This window comes from Colwellia asteriadis (assembly GCF_039523295.1).
Lineage (GTDB): Bacteria > Pseudomonadota > Gammaproteobacteria > Enterobacterales > Alteromonadaceae > Colwellia > Colwellia asteriadis.
Genome location: NZ_BAAAFA010000012.1, coordinates 40,197 through 61,542, shown reverse-complemented (window position 1 = coordinate 61,542; position 21,346 = coordinate 40,197). Strand labels below are relative to the sequence as shown.

Sequence of the window (21,346 nt, the reverse complement as noted above, 5' to 3'; positions counted from 1 at the left end):
TAGGTTATCAGGTAATGATAAACCTACAGGCTAACAAGAGCAGCTTCCCGTAGGTTTAAAGACTCAACAAACATCTACAACTAATCAATTACGATTATTTAACCTGAGTCCGATTTAAGAGATATTTAACAAATTAAAATATCAGAACAAATTACTTTTCTGAATCGCTAACTTGATAGTTTTCTTCTTTTCATATGTTAAGCCGCTCTCGGGTTATTTAGCAACATTAGTACTATCAAATATTTTATCTGCTGAAGCGGCGACAAAGCCGGTGTATAACTCACCATTTGCTAATGGATAACGTTTAGCAAACTCATAAAAGCAGCTTGGGATGGCTAGTGTTGTATCACTAAATTGCACTTGCGCTGTGTCAGCAAGCGTTGATGATTGTTCAAGCTTTACTGCTTCATCGCCTTTCACTTCACCACCATTAGTATTTAGTGGATAACCCGCTGCTTTTAACGCCGCATTAACTTCTAGAATATCATCGTATTGTTCAAGGTGATTAATGCTAACCGTAAAGTGATTAGCACGATAACCCCATGCAGCAAGCCATGCAGCATATTCACTTTCAGCTAACAAGGTTTGGTAATCTGCTGAGCTAATGTTCCATAATTGCCCTGAATATAAAAAGTCAGCTCGATCACTAACATCATCAGGTAGTTGGGCAACTAAATCATTAATAATACGTTGCGCTTGTGCTGAAAATTCTTCAACGCGTAGTTCACTAATAAAAACTTTAGGCATAGTGCTATCAGGGTGTTCAAAGTGCTTAGCATCAAGCTTTTTCGCTGCAAAGTCATATTGACCACATTCGGTATAGCCCAATGCTAATAAGTGCTTCGCTAATGCCGCTAAATTCACTTTAGTATTGTTAAAGGTGCGATACGCGACATGATCGTTAATCACATCAGCACCATTGCCTAATAAAGCGTGAATTTTTTCAGCTGATGGCGTAACTTGCAGGTATTGTTGCCAAATGTTGTCAAAAAGTGCGGTTACTTGCGTTGTCATATTGTTTCCTCTTGCTTTGTGTTCAATCGACATATTTTTAATATGTTCATCGTTAATAGGGAATGAGCAACTCAAATTCTACTTAAAAAAATAGATGATGAATTAGCTTAGATCAACGGATAGCGACAAAGTGTCAGAAAATAACAATAGGATATTTTTGATGGCAGCAATGGCTATCCATCAAAAATTTAAATTTGATCAATACTCTTGAAGAAGCACGGACGATGTCCTGCTTGATGATGTAAGGTATGCTGTTTTAAAATGCTGGTTAACATAAAATTAATTAGTAATGTTGTCTATGCGCTTTAATAATACTTTGCCATGCAAAATCTCGAGAGCCTAAACTAACAAAGTCAGGGTTAAGTAAGCTCTCACGTTGATTATAACTCAGTGGTTGAAATTCGCTATCTAAAATATTACCACCTGCTTGCTCTAAAATACATTGGCTTGCCCCAGTATCCCATTCACCAGTAACACCAACACGTAAATAACAGTCAGCTCCACCCTCAGCAATGAGGCAGTTTTTCAATGAGCAACTACCTAAAGCAATATAATCATAATTATATTGCTCATTAAGATATTGCCCCATAAGTTCAAGTTGCTGGCGACGACTAATAGCCACTTTAATTTTTCGGTTTTCGTCAAAATTAGCAACCTGAATTGCATGACTCGCTTGGCTATTATCTTTAAAAGATCCTAAACCTTTTTGACCGTAATAAGTTAAGCAGTGATCAGGGGCATGAATAACACCAATGGTCGGGTGACCATTTTCAACTAACGCAATATTTACGGCGAAGTCTCCACTACCAATAATAAACTCACCGGTGCCGTCAATAGGGTCAAGTAACCAATAACGCGACCAGTTTTTTCGCTCACTTAATGCTAATGTGCCAACCTCTTCAGATATAATTGGAATATCAGGTGTTAATGTTCTTAGTTGGTCCATTAAAACGTCATTTGAGGCTATATCGGCACTTGTTACTGGGCTTTCGTCATCTTTTAATTCAGCGGTATAGTTACCTTGTCGGTAATATTTCATTACCTCAACACCTGCTTTTTTCGCACTTTGTAATGCGACATTCAGTAGTTTATCTTGGATATTTTCGTTATTACTCATGATTACCTCTGAATTTATCAATGACTAACATTAGGGCTGCAATACTACGTGCTTCGGTAAAATCATTTTGCTGCAATAAGCCTTTATAATCAGCTATAGGCCACTCAACTATTTCTAGTGGCTCAGGCTCATCACCCTCAAGTTTACATTCATATAAACCTTCTGCTAAAAATACGGTCATTTTAGCGTTAAAAAAAGCAGGAGCCATCATTAACTCTGCAACATATGAAAGTTTATCTGCACCAAAAAATATTTCTTCTTTCAACTCACGGTTAGCCGCATTTTCAGCTTGTTCACCTGGATCGATCAACCCTTTAGGAAAACCTAGCTGGTAACTGTGAGTACCAGCACAATATTCTCTGACTAATACCATCGTATTTTTATTAATCATAGGTACTATCAATACCGCACCGCGACCAGATCCTAACATACGCTCGTATTGCCGTTTCTCACCATTACTGAACGTTAAATCGATTTGTTCAATATTAAAAAGTGCACTTTTGGCAACAGTTCGTTTTCCTGTAATTTCTGGAAGTTGATTTTTATCTATCATGAGCACAATACAATAATTGAATAATTCAGTTAAGTTAACGCTATAATGACACGATAAATAACTCTTTTGGAATCATTAAATTGTTAAATTGGTCAGAAATATCTACCGTTCTCATTGATATGGACGGAACCATTTTAGATTTACATTTTGATAACCACTTTTGGTTAACACATTTACCTTTGCGTTATAGCCAAAAAATGGGCATTTCAGTCGAGGCCGCACAAAAAAAACTTGCGGCCCATTATCAGTCTGTTGCCGGCACTATTGAGTGGTACTGTTTAGATTACTGGGAAGCTCAAACAACAATGCCCATTAAGGAGCTCAAACGAGAAATAGAGCATTTAATTCAATTACGTGACGATGCCAAAAGTTTTTTAATGGCGCTAAAAGCCAGCGGTCGTGAAGTGGTACTGGTAACCAATGCTCATCCTGAGGCGTTATCATTAAAAATAGAGCGCACTCAACTTGATCAATATTTTGATGTGCTTTATTCCACCCATGAATTTGGTGTCACCAAAGAGTCACAGCTCCTTTGGCAACGTTTACAGCACAAACAAAATTTCAACAACGATAAAACGCTCTTTATCGACGATAGCATTGACATATTACACTCAGCCAAGCGTTTTGGTATCAAGCACTTATTGGCAGTTGCCAACCCTGACAGTAAAAAAGCAATGAATATTATCGACGACTTCCAGACGGTAACAGATTTCAGGTTATTAATTAAAGATCTTTAAAACACCTAACATATTGAATCAATACGTTATCAGCACTAGCCTAGCAATTAAATTTACAACTAAAGGAAGAATATTGTGAACTATCGTAAGTACAGTATCGCTGCCGCATTATTACTAGCTTGCCCTGTCTTTGCGGATTCAGATCAATTTTTTGATAAGTTAGATAATCAATTAGACGCCTCACAGTATTTATCTGAAAATGCTTATGGCTTTCTCCCTGTACCTATTATTATTACCGATCCGGCCGTCGAAGGCGGTTTAGGTATGATGGGATTATTCTTTCATGAAAGTGAAGAAGAGCGCAGTGCTCGACTCAAAGCAATGCAAGATGAAAATAACCAATCAGCAGCTGCTCATCTTATGCCACCAAGCGTCTCAGCGGCTATTGGCGCTTATACAGGTAATGACTCTTATTTTGTTGGTGGCGGCCATTTAGGTTTTTTCAAACAAGGGCGTATTCGTTATAAAGGTGGTATTGGTTATGGGGATATTAATATAGACTTTTATGGCTTTGGTGACGTGAATTTAAACAAGCCAATAGAAATAACTACCCAAGCTACCGGTGTTTTACAAACGCTAAAATTTAAATTAGGTGACAGTAAGTTTTATTTTGGCCCTACTCAACGATATATTAATGCCAGTATTTCTCCCCAAAACACTAACGAATTAATTGATAATATTCCCCCACAGTGGCAAGAATCCATCAGTAAGTTATTAACGCGCGATGTAGCAACTTCAGGTGCAGGCTTTACCTTAGAGTATGACTCAAGAGATAACTTTTTCTCACCAACACAAGGCTTACGATATGAACTCAATCACTTATGGTTTGATGATAAAATAGGCTCAGATATTGATTACCAACTGACAGAGTTAACTGCACTCAACTACTTTAAACTCTCAAAAAATTGGCGAACAGGCATTAGAGTCGCAGTCAATTATGCAAATTCAGATAACTTTTTACCGCCTTATGCAACCCCGTCTATTGATATGCGCGGTATTCCATCGGCCCGTTATCAAGGATTATCCGTTGCAATGTCAGAGCTAGAATTAGTTTATAAAGTTAACTTTCGCTGGGAAGTTAATGCCTTTGTGGGCGCAGGTAAAGCCAGTAATGATTTTTCTGACTTAGCCAGTAGCCAAAGTAAAGTCAGTAAAGGCCTTGGCTTTCGTTATCTTATTGCTAGACGTTATGGTTTTAATATGGGCGTAGATATAGCAAAGGGCCCAGAAGATACGGTATTTTATATTCAAGCGGGTTCGGCTTGGTAATCACTTTACGTCAAATAACAGGCAATGCGTTAGTATAATGAACTTGCTATAAAATTAACGCACATAAAAAAACCGCAATCTCAAAGAGAATGCGGTTTTTATTAATAACATTGGTTACAGCATTACGCTATAACAACGTTATTATGCTTCAGCGATAACAACAACTTTGATGCTAGTATCAACATCGTTGTGTAAGTGAATAGCGATATCGAATTCACCTGTTTCGCGGATTGCACCTAATGGTAAACGTACTTCAGCTTTAGTAACTTCTACGCCAGCTTCAGTGATCGCATCAGCGATATCACGAGTACCAATAGAGCCGAATAATTTACCTTCGTCACCAGATTTTGATGCGATTGTAACTTCAGCTAATTCTGCTAATTTAGCAGCACGTGCTTGTGCAGCAGCTAAAACTGTAGCTAAGTTAGCTTCAATTTCAGCACGACGAGCTTCAAAGTGCTCAACGTTAGCTTGAGATGCAAAAACTGCTTTACCTTGTGGTAATAAGAAGTTACGAGCATAGCCAGATTTAACAGTTACCTTGTCACCAAGGCCGCCTAATTTGGCGATTTTATCTAGAAGAATTACTTCCATTTTAAACCCCTTATTAGCTTACTTATGTAAGTCGGTGTATGGTAACAATGACAAGTAACGAGCGCGTTTGATCGCACGAGTTAATTGACGTTGATATTTAGCAGCAGTACCAGTGATACGGCTAGGAACAATTTTACCACTTTCAGTGATATAGTTTTTTAAAGTTGCAACATCTTTATAATCAATAGAAGTTGCGCCTTCCGCTGTGAAGCGGCAAAACTTACGACGTCTAAAAAAACGAGACATGGAGTTCTCCTAATATGGTTTTTTTATGCTAAAAATAGCGTAAAAAATCCTTAATTAATCATTTCTATCTGCTGGGCATGTAGTACTAAAAGCGGATTTCCGTTTCTAGATTCGTGACGATTAATAAAACCACTCACTTTCACCATACTACCAGCAACTAATTCACGCGTTAACTGTGATAATTCACCTGTTGCCACCACCTGTATTCTCACAAAAGCTTGGCGGTTAAAACCCCCTTCATTTTGAATAGACTTATGATCTATTGAAAATTGGCTATGTGCTATACCTGCAGGGCTTGATGACTGTTTAGGCGCTTTCACGACTTCACCTGTCATCACCAGGTTATTCTCTGGAAGAGAGTCTTGCATAGATATTCTCTATTAAAATCTCAACGAGAGAGCCATCACAAATGACTATTCTTCGCTAGCAGTTTCTTCAGACTTCTCTTGTGAAGAGCCTTCAGTTGCTTCTTGCGCAGGTGCATCATTTTTAACTTCACGACGGTCTTCTTTAGCAGCAGCCATAGGTGATGCTTCAGTTACCGCGTTTTTAGTACGCATGATCATGTTACGAATAACAACATCGTTATAACGGAAAGAAGTTTCAAGTTCATCAATAACTGACTGTGGCGCTTCAATGTTCATAAGAACATAGTGTGCTTTATGCAATTTATTGATTGGGTATGCTAATTGACGACGGCCCCAGTCTTCAAGACGGTGGATTTTGCCTTCAGCAGCATCGATCAAGTCTGTGTAGCGCTGGATCATACCAGACACTTGTTCACTCTGATCAGGGTGAACCATAAATACGATTTCGTAATGACGCATTACGAGCTCCTTACGGTTGTAGCCTCTTAATCTGGCTCAGCCAACACCAGTATTGAGGCAAGGAACAAAAGTTCAGGCTGAATTAAGGACGCGTATTATAGGCGCAAGACATATTAATAACAAGCATAAAAATCACTCAAAGCGAAGTTAGTTGCCAATAAACTCACGCCCTGCAAATTCACTACGAAATGATTCAATGGCGCCGCGTTTTTGCATGGTTACAAATACCGTTTTTCCATCTTTGCCGCCAAAGGCAACATTAGTTGGATGCTGACCGGTTAATTGCACTTCACGTAATAATTCGCCTTGTGGCGAAACAATGGCAATAACGCCTTTGCCATAACGTGCAATATATAAATTACCTTGCTTGTCGGTTCTCATACCATCTAAACCAAAATCATCAAAACTGATTAATAATTTTTTATGTTCAATATCGCCTTGTGGCGTTAATGAGTACTGCCATACCTTACGTTGCACACTTTCATTAACATACAGGGTATTGTTATCAGGGCTTACTTCAACGCCATTAGTAGTACCCATATTCGCTTCAAGTAATACCGCTTCACCTTGTGGCTTATCATCTTGGCTACTACCCTGAGCTGAGTTTGAGGTGTTAATACGCCATAATTGTCCCGAGCCATTTGCCCAATTAGGGTCACTAGCAAATAAAATACCATTGGCCATAATGGCAATATCATTAGGTTGATTCATTTGTGCAGAATGGGCATAAACTTGTACTTTTTCGGCCGATACTGAATTATTGGCAAGATCTTGTGCCGCTATTTTTAAGACGTTGTGATTTACATAATCGGCAATATACATATTACCAATGCTATCAAAACGAATACCATTACCCACTGAGCCATTAGGTAACGCAACCAATAGCTCAGCGTTGCTTTGCCCACTAACTTTACCAATAGTACCTTCTTGCTGATAATTGACCGCATATAAAGTGCCATTTTGAGCTACTGCTGGGCCTTCAACGCCTTGCGTAAATACACCATCAGTAATCCAGTCTGTGCTTTGATATAAAGGCACATTATTAACCTGCTGAGCTGTTGTTGATGTAGAGTTTTTCGTACAAGCGCTTGCTAGTATTGTCATTGCACATACTAAAGCTACTTTAGTTAAATTATTCTGTTTCATTTAATACTCTCTGCTTTTATCAATAGGGTTTAGGGGCTGTTGACCTTTCAAACTTAAATTTGCAGCTATCTGTTTAGTATTTAGCAAGGCAGCACCTCTATGGTGTGATTATTGACAACTTGCCATAAGCTCACGAATAACTGGCGCAGTCGCTAATACTATTTCTTGTTGTTTACTTTGTATTGCTAGCACTTGTTGGTTAATTGCAAGTTGCTGTGATTGGCTTAGTGGTAGACCTTGTTTACACGCAGAAATCACCTGTAACCCCAAATTATTTAAACGTTTAAAGTCTGCCACATAGCCTGATAAATCAGCTAATTTTTCATGTTTTGCTATTAACGCAGCTAATGAAGGTTCGCTTTGCTGCCAAGCTAGTATGCTGCTTTCAATAACATCTAGTGCTGACTTATTACCTTGCTGATAGGCCTGTAATTGGCGCTTTAATGCTAATAAACTAAAGCTCTCAACCGCTAAATAATCGACATATAGGTTTAATGGCGCTTGTTGGTGATATTGATTTTGCTGATATTTTATATGATGACGAGTGTAATACTGCGCTGGCGCTAACACTTGCGAAAATTCAGTTAACACCGCAATATCATTTACAACCTCCTCTGCTGAGGTATTATCATTAAGTAATTGCTTAAAACCATCTTGTTGCTGTTGTTTATGCTGCAAGCCAAGCACGTTAGCAGCATAATCATCGATATAATGTAAGCGTTGATACATATAATTACTGTCTGTTAGGCTTTTAGCTGACCAAAAACGCTCAGCGATAGCAAACAAGCGCGGCCATGCCCGTAAATCAACATTATTTTCATCAATCATTTCAGCCCATAATGTTGCTTCACCACCAAGAATATTCTTCGCTTGCTCATTTGATAATAACGGTAATAAGTTGATTTGATTAACAACCGTTGCTTTTTGACTTGAGTTAGTTTTTGCCACTAAAGGATAATAACTATTACCAACAAAAATCACTCCCTGCAATGCAGCTGAATTAGAGGTATCTAGCTCAAAACGCATAGCACCCATCCAACTATCGTAATTAAAAACAACCTTATTAGCTTTAAACTCACTGAGTGATGAGAGTAAGGTAACTTCTTTATAAAAGTGATCATTTAGCTTTAAATAGGCACTAAAATTTGTTGCGGTGTCACTTTTATCAACACCATTATTATTGTCTGTGATCAGGGTTAACTCACCACGAACGCTACTGCCTTTTAAACGTGGCATGGTAAAAGAAAAAGACTGCCAAGTTTGATGCCCAGCTTTATTTATTTGAGTAGGCTTATTAAGCCCTTGGTGATTGGTATAGGCAAGTGGGTCATTGCGGTAGTGGTAACTAGTAGGCTGAGGTTGGTCAATATAATAACCTGCAGATAACAACGCTTGATAGCCCTGCCCTGCAATATGATTAATAGATTCTAAACCGCGCCAGGATTGCACCACCACATCTTTAGGAAGGTCTTTGTGGAGTATTTCATCCCAGCCCATCATTTTACGTTGGTGCTTCATTAATATTTTTTGGACTTTACCATTAAAAAAGCGGTGCAAATCTTCGCTATCGTGCAAGCCCTCTTTTACCATTAACGCTTGAATATCAGCATTTTCCTGCCATTGTTTAGGATTAACTTCATCGCCACCAATATGCAAATATGCATCAGGAAATAAAGTGGTAATCTCTTGAACCATTTTATCAACAAACAGATAAACATTTTCATTGCTGACATCTAATAACGGCTCAAAAACTCCCCAGTGGCGCTCCATTTCATAAACTTTTTGTTCTGCCATTAACGCTGGATACGCCACCGCAATTGCAGAAGCATGACCTGGAATGTCAAACTCTGGCACGACACGAATCCCTAAATCACTAGCATACGCAACTACCGACTTAATCTCAGCTTGGCTGTAATATAAGTTATCAGAAGCTAATTGATGTAATTTAGGATAAGCCTTTGATTCAATTCGCCACCCCTGATCATCGGTTAAATGCCAATGAAACACGTTGAGTTTAGCTCCAGCCATGCCGTCTAACTGACGTTTCACAGTAGCAACAGGCATAAAATGACGTGAACTGTCGAGTAAAAACCCGCGCCATTTAAAGCGCGGTTTATCATTAATATTCGCCTGAGTTAATGCTAAAGCATCCGTTTTAGCGTGTACATTATCGGTAATAAATGGCCGTGCGCCATGAGGTAAAGCCGCTAATTGCACTAAAGTTGTTAACCCCTGTAAAGCGCCAAATTCGGAATTAGCATTAAGTAATATTTTCGAGCTATTAATGGTGAGCTGGTAGCTTTCATCATCGCCTAATGCGGGTAATTGATAGGTTTGATTAGCAGAGTGAACTAACACAACAATATCTGCACTTTTCTTTGTGTTGGTAACCTCTAACTTTTGAAAAGCAAAACCATTAATTTTTTTTAAATGCCGATTTAATCGCGCTAACGCCACTTTTTGTCGCTGCTCACTCATACCTTGTATAAAAACTTTAGGGGCAACAGATAAATGATAAAGCCCGTCTTTTATTTCGATTTGCTGCGGACAAGGCATTAACCCTAAACAACTTTCAATAGTAGCCTTTTGAGCGAATGCTGAAAAACACATTACTGTTAAACCCAATTTAAGGGTGATAAGTGGTAAAAAACTAGAGAGACGTCGCACAATAATTCCTATGTATTTTAAAAGTTTTGATATATTAGTGGCTAATAGTTGTCTATCCGCTTTGCTCTATTTCAGCGGCAATAACGTTGTTATTAACTGGGGTACGCTTATAGGTAAGTAAGGTCACAATTACACCTGCCAATGTAGCGCAAACAAGTGCTGGTAGTACTGAATTACCAAAAAAACTATTCCAGCTTTCATTAGTACTTACTAAAATAGCGCTGCTCATTCCGGCAATTAACGTAGCAATAGCACCTTGCCAGTTATACTTAGGCCATAAGCGACCTAACAGCCCACAAACACACATGCCAGACATTAGTACCGCAATCATTTGCGTGATATAGGTAATAATATTGTTCGAGAGCATGGCAAACATTAAGGCAATACTAATGGTAATGACCAAACCGAGACGAGAAAAAAGCATCATGCGATCAGCGGCAGGTTTTCTTGAAAAAATCGCTTGATAAATGTCTGTTAACAGTACGCTAACCCCAGCAATAGCGTCTGAACTAGCACTAGAGAGTGTTGCTGATATACCAGCAATAATAATTAATACACCTAAAGCAACCGGCATAACATTTAATGCGATATGAGGAAAAGCATACGCGGCATTTTCTAAATCTGCGGTCATCGCATAAGCACTCATACCGATTAGCGCAGGAATAATAGAGAAAGCTAAATATAAAACGCCCGAATAAATGAAAGACTTACGAATAGTGCTAACGTTTTTTCCTGAGTAAATGCGCTGTCTAAAAGACGGCGTTGCTAACACCCCCACCAATACAGCCAATGCGAGCGAAAGTGCAGGTAAAGCGCCCATTTTATCTAAAGCAAACCAACTGGTATTTTCTGTAGGTTGGCTATCAAGCATAGCTTGCCAACCACCAACATAATCAACAGAAAAATAAGCCATTAAAATAAAGCCAACAAACAAAATAAGTGCTTGAATTGAGTCGGTCCATACCACAGCGGTATAACCACCAATAACAACATAAATAGCAAAACTAAGCGCGATAAGTAACTTAGCACTGTTTAGGTCTAAGCCTGTTAGCCATGATAAATACATACCACCGCCAATAATGTGCGCACCTAACCAGCCAATACTTGCGGCATAAATAATAAAAGCAATAATATTTCTTACATAAATATTATTGCCAACATAATAAGCGAGCTCTTCACTCATGGTAGTGAAGTTAAGTTTTCGCACTGGCACAAAAAGCCAAGCAAGTAATAGAATACCTACCGCTCCCCCTAAACCATAAAGAGCACCAGCCCAGCCATTATGATAAGCAAAACCGACCGCGCCCATTGACGAGCCAGTGCCAACCATAGTAGCAACCGTAGTACCTAGCGAAAGAAGTAAAGGAACATTACGGCCTGCTAATAAAAAATCATCTCCCGATTTTTGCTTACGCGAAACTAACCAGCCAATAGCGATCATCACCAACATGTAAGCGATAAAAGCAATAATAAATAATGTTTCCATACCTGCCCTCTTAACTACTTTATGATTGGGTTATCAAACCTTATGGAGCTTTATAACAAGTCACATCAACTTCAACTTTACAATCAACAACCAAGTCGGCCACTAAACAAATTCGCGCTGGAGGATGTTCACCAAAAAACTCTTTAAAGACTTTATTAAATGATTGGAAATATCGAGAATCAGTCAGCACAACCGAAACATGAGTCACATGCTCAAGACCATAGTTAGCCTCGGTCATAATCTCGATACAATTTTCAATAGCAATACGCGATTGTTCGATAATGCCACCTTCAACCACTTCACCATCTCGCATTGGTGTTTGACCTGAGACCTTTAACCAACCACCCGCTTCAACTGCACGAGAAAAAGGTAAATGTTGTCCACCGGTACCTTTACCACCTTCAACACCATAACGTTTAATTGTCATTGTTTTTTCCTTACTTATCTGACTTTATTTATAAAAATGGATCTATTTAAATTTATTTACATTCTTGACTATTTTGAGTGCTTATTGTGCTAGCAAACGTGTTAACAAACCTCGTTATGAGTTAGAAAACGCCCTGCACCTTGCGTTGAAACGGCGGCATTATTTTCATAACTGAGTTGACCATTAACCCAAACACACTTTATGCCTTGTGAGGTCGCCACAGGATTGGTAAAGCTAGCCACATCTTTAATGGTTTTAGGATCAAATAGCACCAAATCAGCAAAGTAACCTTCGCGGATAAAACCACGCTGGTTAAGCTTAAATTCGGTTGCCGATAGCCCAGTCATTTTATGAATACCCTGCGCAAGCGCTAATACATTTTCATCACGACAATAATGCCCTAAAACACGTGGAAAAGTTCCCCACAGTCTTGGATGCGGATGAGGATCACAAGGTAAACCGTCTGAGCCAATCATGCTATAAGGTGCCCGCATAATGGTGCGAACATCCTCCTCAAACATACCGTGATAAACAGCGCCAGCGGGTTGTAGTCGCTTAGCCGCCTCAAGTAATGACACTTGCCATTGCTCGGCAATTGCCGCTAAGGTTTGTTGCGCTTTTTCAGGATGAGGCTCAGACCAGGTAATATAAATTTCAAAGTCTTCAGTAACTTGTGCTAAATCTAAAGTGCTAGAACTCGCATTATAAGGGTAACAATCACAGCTAATATGCTGATTCTGTTGATTACTTTCTATATGGTTAAGTATTTCACCAGCACGCCCCCAGTTATTTTTTCCGGCACACTTTAAGTGTGAGATAACCACGGGCACCTCGGCTTTCTTGCCTACACTAAAAGCTTCATCTAACGCATCAATAATGCCGTCAAATTCGGTACGTAAATGAGTTGAATAAATCGCGCTATAATCACCCAACAGCTGCACTAACGCTTGCACTTCTTCTGTAGGCGCGCAATTAGCATTATGGTAGGCCAGCCCTGTACTGAAACCCTTGGCACCTTGCTCTAGCGCGCTGCGCAATAACAGCACCATTTGCTCAATTTCTCCAGGTGTTGCTGCGCGATCTAATGAGTCCATCACTTGCGCTCTAAGACTTGTATGCCCCACCAGTGCTGCCACATTAATAAAAGGCTTTATTTGCTTAAATTTAGTGACATACGCTTGTAAATTAGGAAAGCAAAACTCTTCAGGCTTACCAAGTAAATTTATTGGATCAATGGGAGCCTTATCTGACTGATACGGACTAGCGCTAATACCACAGTTACCAACAATAACACTAGTTACCCCTTGGCTAATTTTATTGTGCATTTGAGGATTACGTAACACCTCAAGATCATCATGGGTATGCACATCAATAAAGCCTGGCGCTAATAGTAAACCCTCACCATCAATCAGTGTTGTAGCGCTCCAATGTTTCAGATCACCTATGGCAATAATTTTATCACCTTTAATAGCAACGTCTTGCTGAACACTCTTATCGCCACTGCCATCACACAACTCTGCATTAATAATTAAGGTATCAATAGTAATCTCAGTTGAGTGCTTACTTGAGTTATTTAATGGGGCTGCATTATTTGGCACTTCCATTGTTTTTTTGTGCACGTACTAATCCCCTAATGGTAAACGTTTAAGGTGCTCATTCATGCTATCGTTCCCTGTAGCATGCTGTTCACGGTGCGCATCAAGCTGTACTTTTAATCGGCGCAACTTCTCTCGTGATTTTCGTTGATTTTTCATCGCTAATTCACTGGATAAAATATCAATCGCCGCAAGCATTACATAACGAGAAGCGCTCGGTTTGAATATATAGTCACTTTCTTGTGTCGCTATCGGCAGGTGAAAGTCTGCTAAGTTAGCCAACTCTCCATCAGGGCAAATAGCAACAATAATAGCGCCATACTCTTTCGCTATTTGCGTAGCATGATAAACATCTGGGCTTAAGCCACTAAGTGATAAGCACACCACAACATCATCATTATCAACCGTAGCGGCAGTCATACGCATCATCATCGGATCGCTATGCGCGTTGCTTGGTATACCTAAACGAAAAAAACGATTTTGACACTCTTGTGCCATCATGCTGCTGCCGCCGCCAACACCAAAAACCAAGGTATGTTTTGCTGCACAGATATGTTGTCCCGCTTGCTCAACCGTTTCATCTTCAATCAATCCAGCGTTTAAAGTTAGAATGTCGTGTATAGATTGATAAACATGAGAAATATCTTTTTTATCAACGGCATCTTCATTAATAAAGCGTTCACCAACGGCTGCCGATTGCGCTAGCTTTAATTTAAGTTCGCGGACATTCGCACAAGTTAAGGTACGTGCTAAACGGGTAATACTGGCGTGACTTACTTTAGCTTTTTCAGCTAATTCATTAATAGGAGCATTGGCCGCATAATTGAGATCGGCCAAAATAAAGCGAGCAACCTTCTCCTCGGCGGGGCTAAAGTGCCCTAGACCGGCTTTAATTCTACTGACTATATCCATTGATTTACTCTATTTTAAAGGTTACTAATAATGGTTTAGCTAAAATAAGGTGGTTATGGTTTTTTCAACTGTGAAGTCTTGATTTCTAATGCCGATATATCGCCATTTATCAAATGTTAAACACGGGTGTGAGCTTGAAAAAATCACTAAATCACCCGGTTTTAAGTCACAATCAAGGCTCACTTCCATCATGCAGTGTTGATCCATAATTTTTACAACCTGCCAGCCATTAACTTTGCTTGGTTTATCATTACCTGGTCGGTAACTATATTCTGGTGTCGGTAGGCCCGCGTCAAAAGCAACATCACGTTTACCCAAACCAACAATCACCAACCCCGGCTCAGGGATTGAATGAACATAAGCCCATAACTCAAGGCTAGAAATCAAATCGCCAGCAATATCACAGGCTAATTGACTACGTGCTACAATAGCATTTTGTGCTTCTTGATATATACCCGTGTCATGAATAAGATAACAACCAGGACGAATAACAACGGTAAAGTCAGAGGTTAAAGGCAATAATTCTTTAGCAACTACGTCATACCAAGCTGAACCTGCGCCGGTTAAAATAACCTCTGGCAGTGCAAATTTTTGTTGGGTAAGTAAGCGCTGTGCCAGTACTTTTACTTCATCAATAAATTGGCAAACTTGTTGATGAGAGTTGTCACCATGAATTACTCCTTCATAAAAGCTTAACCCTGTTAATTTCAAGCTACTACTTTGAGTGATTACATCCACTAAACTATCAATATTAGCAATATCACGCCAACCACAGCGCCCACCTTTAACACCCAGTTCAAGTAGAATATTCAAGGTAACACCACGACTTGAGAAATAATTATCAAGCGCTTTGGCGTTATCAATAGAGTCAACAAAACAATAAAGCTCAATATCTGTATCAATGATTAAGTCTGCAATGAGTTTAAAGTGATATAAACCAATAAGTTGATTCGCTAACATAATACGCTTAACGCCACTATTATAGGCATTAACCACTTGCGGGACAGTCGCCAGGGTAATCCCCCAACAGCCTTGCGCTAGTTGTAGTTGGAACAACTCAGGCGACATTGAGGTTTTGCCATGGGGCGCTAATTTTACCGCGGATTCATCACTAAAACGCTGCATCCAGCGGGCATTATTAGTTAATGCTTGCTCATTTAACACCGCAGTAGGGAAGCTCACCTCTTCGGCAAGTAAGTTCCATTTTTTTTGTGCATTATTAGTAACGCCGCTGCCTTTTTCTACCACAGCTTTTGTAAAGCTATTTTTCATACCTTAGACCTATTCGCCTTGCTTACTTACCTATGCTTACTTACCTATAAAGATATATCAATGAACAATATCATAATGGTCAATTAACAACCAAAACTGTAAATATATGTTGATTTTTACCACATACTAATGTTAAAAAGTAACAAGTTCAATACTTAATGGTTGTTATTTTATAACTTTACGTATCAAAAAGACAATAACGTATAATAAGTTAATTTAAGTGAATAATAATTCATTGTGATATGGTGACTATATACCTAAACTGTGGGGCGGCTTAGGTAAATGTACATTAGTAATATATGCCATATTATTTCTGTACAGATTAAGGAGAGCCTTTATAAAAAACCTAATTATCAATATGTTAATTGGAGTTAATATCAACTTTAATACATAGGTGTTCTTTTATAGGGAGAGAATATTCACTTAATTAATAGAGTTGCTATGACAGGCGTAACAAGAAAAAAATAAATAAAACCTAAGGCTATATAAAGAGCCAAATATTAAAATAATAAATATTGAGGGTATACAATGTCGAGCAAGTTTGAGAGAAAACGCTTAGCAATCGCCATATCAGCGGCCGTTGCTTATTCGGTATCAACAGCAGCTTTTGCTGCTGATGACGTCAATAAAAAAGAAGTTAAAGATGAAGATCTTGAAGTAATACAAGTCGTCGGTATGCGTAATAGTATTAATAGTGCGCAAAACCTAAAACGCCATGCTGACACCGTTAAAGATGTAATTACCGCTGCAGACATTGGTGCATTACCTGATGTATCAGTAACAGAAGCCTTGCAACGCTTACCTGGTGTGACTATCGAGCGCTTTGCATCATCAAGCGATCCTAAGCACTTTGCTGATGAAGGTACCGGTGTACTAATACGTGGTTTAGACCGTGTTCGTAGTGAGGTAAATGGTCGCGATTCATTTAGTGCAAACCCACATGGTGGTTTAAGTTATGAAGATTTCCCAGCAGAATTACTAGGTGCGGTAGAAGTTGTTAAAAACCAAACCGCTGATCTAATTTCTGGCGGTATCGCTGGTACTGTTAACTTAGTAACTCGTAAAGCGTTTGACTCTGAAGAGCCTGTTTTTGCTTTTACAGCGAAAGCAAACTACGGTGATTACCGTGAAGAAGTCACACCATCATTTAGTGCTCTTTTCTCAGATAGTTGGGATACTGATGCTGGTAAATTTGGGGTATTAGTTGCTGGTTCATATTCAGAACACAAAAGTCGTGGTGACGGCTTTGGTTTAGGTAACTTCCATAGTCGCGGTCCTGCCGATACTTTTTCATACGATGAGTGGGGTACACCAAGCCCAGGCGTAATCGCAGGGCAATATTCTAACCCTTGTATTCCAGGCGCTTCAGATTGGCGTGCTTGTGGTGCCGACTTAGGCGATACCGTCCAATACTCAGAGCAAGATGCTGCAAACTATACTGCGCCGTTTGAAGCACAGGAACTTGAAGGTCAACCTGAAGGTTCAACTTGGTATGCGCCAGCAAGTTACACTATGACCAGTGCAGAAAATGATCGTAAGCGTCAAGGTTTAACCGCCTCTTTGCAATGGCAAAGTAATGACGAACGTATTACCGCAACCTTAGAACACATAAGCTCAGAAGCCTCATTAGAGTGGCGAGAGCATGTTATTGCCTCAGGTGACCGTGGTTTCTTATCTTATGCACCTAATGGTATACAATGGTTTGATGGCTATGAAGGGAATAATCAAGATTACCCATTAACGGTTGATAGCAACGGCTATGTAACCTCTGGTGTTGGTCGTGGTACTAGCCCTGATTTACCACTGCAATTCCGCTCACGTTACAACTATAATGAAAGTACGGTTGATGACACTTCATTAAATGTAGTATTTAAAGCGACCGATCGTTTAACCGTTGCGTTTGATTACCAACATATTGATTCTGAACAAATTGTTCACAATAACTCACTAACTTCACGTATCAATGGTAACCAAACTAGTGAGCATGCTCCATTCTTCCTAGATTTACGCGGTGATACCCCAACTTTAGAATATTTAAATTCGAATACGTCTATGCCACCAGACGTGGATGCTGATACCAACCCTATTCTACGATTAGCAAGTGGTATGCAACAAGAAGAGCATAACGAAGCAAGTTCTGACGCGATTAAGTTAGACTTTGAATATGCCCTTGATGGTGCTTTTACCGCAATTAAAGCCGGTGTTTACTATTCAGAAAAAGAACTTACCGTTCGTGATACTGATTATGAAGGCTGGCAAGCGCTAGGCACTCCGTGGAATGCTCAAGCTTCTTACAATGCTTCGCCGCAAGTAGAGCCTGGTTTATTCGATCGTATTAGTTTTGCTGACCATTACAAAGGCGATAGTTTAGTTGGTGCTAATAATAGCTTTTTATTCCCACGTATGGACTTAGCACAGAACTACGCTCAAACACTTCGTGATGGTTGTGGTACATGGAGCGCTAACGGTAATGCTATGGACGGTAGTGGCGGTTGTGCATTAGCTTATGCCGACGTAGGTGATCGCGTATTTAGTCACTTTGCTCCTCGTCATATTAGCTCAAGTGAAACTCAACGTACTGAGTTCTACGTACGTGGTGATTTTGATTTCGACATAAGTGATATTATTATTAAAGGTAATGTTGGTCTACGTTATGTTGACTATCAACTACAATCGACTGGTGGTATTAATACACCAGCCACTGCTCGTCGCGGCACAAGTGAAAGTGATTCACTTTACCAAGTAATGCTAAATGACTACCCAAGTATTTTCGCATTAGCTTCAGGTGAAAGCTTCGCTAGCACGGTTGATGGAACTGATTACACTACAATACTACCAAGCTTAAACTTAAGTTTTGGTCTTACTGATGAGTTAATTGTTCGATTTGGCGCTTCAAAAGGGCTTTACTACCCAAGCCTAGTCGACTCAGCTAACAAAATGAACATTAGTTTAGATTACCAAGAAGTACTATTAGACCCTTCTCAAGGTAAAGATGAAGCGACTAACCCAACGGTTGATCTTAGAAACATTGAAATCAGCGCTAATGCACGTAATGCGTTTTTAGAGCCTGAAGAGTCAATAAACCTAGATTTAACAACCGAATGGTACTTTGCCGATGCTGGCTCTGTAACAGTTGGCTTGTTCCACAAAAAGCTTTCAAACATTATTCGTAACAAGCAATTTTCTACCGAAGTTGAAGTCGATGGTACCACTTACCCAGTATCAGCTTACGGCCCTGATAACACAGGATCGGGCACAATTCGTGGTGTAGAACTTGCTTATAGTCAGTTCTACGATATGTTACCTGGCGTATTTAGTGGTTTAGGTATGCAGTTTAACTATACCTATATTGATCAAAATGGTTTAGAAGATCCAAATACTTCACCTGCTGAGCAGCTACAATACAATGGTGCTGGTGTTCCAGTTACCGACAATCGTAACTCGTTCCGCCAGTTTACTAACTTACCATTACAAGGGTATTCTGATCAGAACTTCAACATTGTCGGCATGTATGAAAAATACGACTTCTCACTTCGCCTAGCTTACACATGGCGCTCTGAGTATCTATTAACTTTACGTGAATCTGAAGAGTTCGTCCCTGCTTACTCTGAAGCACAAGGCATGATGGATGCTAGTCTTTTCTACAACATTACCGATAATGTCAAAATTGGCCTAACGGTAAATAATGTTTTAGATTCAGACACTAAAACTAAATATCAACAAAATCAGGAAGGGACATTAACCGATGCCTTTACCTTTACGACAGACCGTCGTTACTCGTTGAGTCTTAGCGCTGTTTTCTAGTAGCTAAAAAAAGTAGAAAAGGTAATATAAACGGCGCTGTAGCAATGCAGCGTCGTTTATTTACTTTAGGGGCTGTAGAAAGTAACCTCGAAATATCAACGCCACTAATACAAGCTCACAACCCCACGAGAAAATAATATAACACTTATTATAAATACGGCCTTATTATGCAAAACGCTTTAAAATCTATCTGTATTGTTGGTGGCGGTACCGCCGGCTGGATGGCAGCAACACTCCTTTCAAGTGCTTTAAGAGGCAGTAACATTCAAATTACTGTCGTGGAGTCACCTGATATTGCGACCATAGGTGTAGGTGAGTCTACCGTACCTTCAATGATGGACTTTATACAAGCAAGTCAAATTAACTTAAAAGAGTTTATTCAAGCAACTTCTGCTACTTTCAAGTTAGGCATACGCTTTGATGACTGGTTAACCCAAGGCGAAAGCTATTTTCACCCTTTTGGTAAAGTGGGCAAAGACATCAACGGTTTTGAATTTTATCAAGCCTGGTTGAAATCACTTGCTGATGGAGAAAAATCACGCTGGCTTGACTTTTCTCCAAGCGCTATCATGGCTGAAAACGAACGTTTTATGTTACGCCCCGCAAAGCATGATAACTGGGTACTATCAAGTTATGCCCATGCGCTACATTTAGATGCCGTAAAAGTTGCTCACTATTTACGTGATCTTTGCCATAAACGCGGAGTCACTCGTATTGAAGCCACAGTGAAAAACGTTAATCTAGATGAAAAGGATTTTATAAAAAGTGTTGAACTTGACAATGACACAAGCCTTACCAGTGATTTTTTTATCGACTGCACCGGCTTTCACGGACTATTAATTGAAAAGTCATTACAGGTTGGCTTTGAAGACTGGTCGCATTATTTACCTTGTAATCGCGCTGTTGCAGTACAAACTGAACAAGTAAATAACCCCGTTCCTTATACAATAGCAACCGCACAAAAAGCGGGTTGGTCTTGGAGCATTCCTTTACAGCATAGGGTGGGTAATGGTTATGTTTTTGCTAGCCAGTTCTGTAGTGACGAACAAGCAATTGAAACCTTACTTAAGCAAATCAAAGGGAAAATGCTAAATGAACCTAGAGTTATTCCGTTTACAACCGGAAGACGGAAAAAAATATGGCACAATAACTGTTTAGCTTTAGGGTTAGCGGGTGGATTTTTAGAGCCCTTAGAGTCAACGGCTATTCATTTAGTTTATAAATCGCTGGTCCATTTTATCAAGCACTTCCCTGATAGCGACTTTGATGCTTATAACGAGCAAGCCTTTAACGACAACATTAATACCGATTACCAAGAAATTCGAGATTTTATTATTTTACATTATTGTACTTCGGGTCGTGACGATAGTGATTTTTGGCAATGGTGCCAAACCATGCCTGTTCCTAAGTCGCTGAACGAGAAAATACATACGTTTCGAGAACGTGGTCAATTAGATCATACATTAGGCCAGTTTTTTACAAATGACAGTTGGTGTTCTATTTTAGAAGGAATGAAAATTCGTCCTAAAAAATACCACCCGCTATTAGATGCGTTTCATCAGCAAGACCTAACCAATACATTAACTAAAAATATTAATGATATTCGTGCTACGGTAAAACAAATGCCTAATCACCACGAATATATTCAAACGCATTGCCAAGCGCGTAATTAATTAAAAA

18 protein-coding genes are annotated in these 21,346 nt (G+C 39.5%); 4 read left to right on the top strand and 14 right to left on the bottom strand.

Translation table 11 applies throughout. From position 1 onward, the window contains the following. Nucleotides 1-213: 213 nt before the first annotated feature. The 3 genes from ABD005_RS16120 to nudE form a co-directional block, all read right to left on the bottom strand. Nucleotides 214-1,014: a DUF1338 domain-containing protein gene (locus ABD005_RS16120; RefSeq protein ID WP_343818713.1), complete on the bottom strand. Its 801-nt coding sequence runs from the start codon at nt 1,012-1,014 to the stop codon at nt 214-216. A gap of 283 nt (nt 1,015-1,297) precedes the next feature. Further along, complete coding sequence (cysQ, locus tag ABD005_RS16115; protein ID WP_343818711.1) at nt 1,298-2,131, bottom strand: 3'(2'),5'-bisphosphate nucleotidase CysQ; 834 nt, start codon at nt 2,129-2,131, stop codon at nt 1,298-1,300. Continuing rightward, nucleotides 2,124-2,684, bottom strand: coding sequence for an ADP compounds hydrolase NudE (gene nudE / locus ABD005_RS16110; RefSeq protein ID WP_215979903.1), 561 nt, complete (start codon nt 2,682-2,684; stop codon nt 2,124-2,126). Before nudE ends, cysQ begins: the two co-directional genes overlap by 8 nt. Before the next feature lie 74 nt (nt 2,685-2,758). Between nudE and yrfG the strand changes: the two genes are divergently transcribed. Both yrfG and ABD005_RS16100 read left to right on the top strand, forming a co-directional pair. Further along, a complete protein-coding gene (gene yrfG / locus ABD005_RS16105) occupies nt 2,759-3,421 on the top strand; it encodes a GMP/IMP nucleotidase (RefSeq protein WP_343818803.1) in 663 nt (220 codons plus the stop codon). Between the two features lie 75 nt (nt 3,422-3,496). Further along, nucleotides 3,497-4,690 (top strand): BamA/TamA family outer membrane protein, encoded by a 1,194-nt coding sequence (locus ABD005_RS16100; protein ID WP_343818709.1) that lies wholly within the window; start codon nt 3,497-3,499, stop codon nt 4,688-4,690. A gap of 141 nt (nt 4,691-4,831) precedes the next feature. Here ABD005_RS16100 and rplI read toward each other — a convergent pair whose 3' ends face one another. The 11 genes from rplI to ABD005_RS16045 all read right to left on the bottom strand — a co-directional run bounded on the left by rplI (nt 4,832) and on the right by ABD005_RS16045 (nt 15,862). Continuing rightward, nucleotides 4,832-5,284, bottom strand: coding sequence for a 50S ribosomal protein L9 (gene rplI / locus ABD005_RS16095; RefSeq protein ID WP_215979905.1), 453 nt, complete (start codon nt 5,282-5,284; stop codon nt 4,832-4,834). Between the two features lie 18 nt (nt 5,285-5,302). Then, the gene (rpsR, locus tag ABD005_RS16090) at nt 5,303-5,530 is read right to left on the bottom strand and encodes a 30S ribosomal protein S18 (protein WP_019029522.1); all 228 of its coding nucleotides are present in this window, start codon (nt 5,528-5,530) and stop codon (nt 5,303-5,305) included. A 50-nt stretch (nt 5,531-5,580) separates the two neighbouring features. Further along, the gene (gene priB, locus ABD005_RS16085) at nt 5,581-5,898 is read right to left on the bottom strand and encodes a primosomal replication protein N (RefSeq protein ID WP_215979906.1); all 318 of its coding nucleotides are present in this window, start codon (nt 5,896-5,898) and stop codon (nt 5,581-5,583) included. A gap of 45 nt (nt 5,899-5,943) precedes the next feature. Beyond that, a complete protein-coding gene (rpsF, locus tag ABD005_RS16080) occupies nt 5,944-6,357 on the bottom strand; it encodes a 30S ribosomal protein S6 (protein ID WP_215979907.1) in 414 nt (137 codons plus the stop codon). 147 nt (nt 6,358-6,504) lie between these two features. Then, complete coding sequence (locus ABD005_RS16075) at nt 6,505-7,503, bottom strand: SMP-30/gluconolactonase/LRE family protein (protein ID WP_343818704.1); 999 nt, start codon at nt 7,501-7,503, stop codon at nt 6,505-6,507. Between the two features lie 108 nt (nt 7,504-7,611). Next, on the bottom strand, nt 7,612-10,170 hold the full coding sequence (locus ABD005_RS16070; protein WP_343818702.1) for a beta-N-acetylhexosaminidase: 2,559 nt from the start codon (nt 10,168-10,170) through the stop codon (nt 7,612-7,614). 52 nt (nt 10,171-10,222) lie between these two features. After that, entirely contained in the window at nt 10,223-11,656 is a 1,434-nt protein-coding gene (locus tag ABD005_RS16065; RefSeq protein ID WP_343818701.1) for a sodium:solute symporter family protein, read from the bottom strand. Nucleotides 11,657-11,696: 40 nt separating this feature from the next. Further along, nucleotides 11,697-12,083, bottom strand: a complete 387-nt coding sequence (locus tag ABD005_RS16060; RefSeq protein ID WP_215979910.1) for a RidA family protein — start codon at nt 12,081-12,083, stop codon at nt 11,697-11,699. Nucleotides 12,084-12,184: 101 nt separating this feature from the next. Beyond that, nucleotides 12,185-13,702 carry an N-acyl-D-amino-acid deacylase family protein gene (locus ABD005_RS16055; RefSeq protein ID WP_343818698.1) on the bottom strand — a complete coding sequence of 506 codons (1,518 nt, stop codon included), beginning with the start codon at nt 13,700-13,702 and terminating at the stop codon, nt 12,185-12,187. Nucleotides 13,703-13,705: 3 nt separating this feature from the next. Beyond that, nucleotides 13,706-14,590 (bottom strand): MurR/RpiR family transcriptional regulator, encoded by an 885-nt coding sequence (locus ABD005_RS16050; RefSeq protein ID WP_215979911.1) that lies wholly within the window; start codon nt 14,588-14,590, stop codon nt 13,706-13,708. Between the two features lie 39 nt (nt 14,591-14,629). After that, nucleotides 14,630-15,862, bottom strand: coding sequence for an amino acid deaminase (locus tag ABD005_RS16045; RefSeq protein ID WP_343818695.1), 1,233 nt, complete (start codon nt 15,860-15,862; stop codon nt 14,630-14,632). 528 nt (nt 15,863-16,390) lie between these two features. Here ABD005_RS16045 and ABD005_RS16040 point away from each other — a divergent pair. Then, nucleotides 16,391-19,666 carry a TonB-dependent receptor gene (locus tag ABD005_RS16040; RefSeq protein WP_215979913.1) on the top strand — a complete coding sequence of 1,092 codons (3,276 nt, stop codon included), beginning with the start codon at nt 16,391-16,393 and terminating at the stop codon, nt 19,664-19,666. Between the two features lie 167 nt (nt 19,667-19,833). After that, nucleotides 19,834-21,339, top strand: coding sequence for a tryptophan halogenase family protein (locus ABD005_RS16035; protein WP_343818693.1), 1,506 nt, complete (start codon nt 19,834-19,836; stop codon nt 21,337-21,339). Nucleotides 21,340-21,346: the final 7 nt, after the last annotated feature.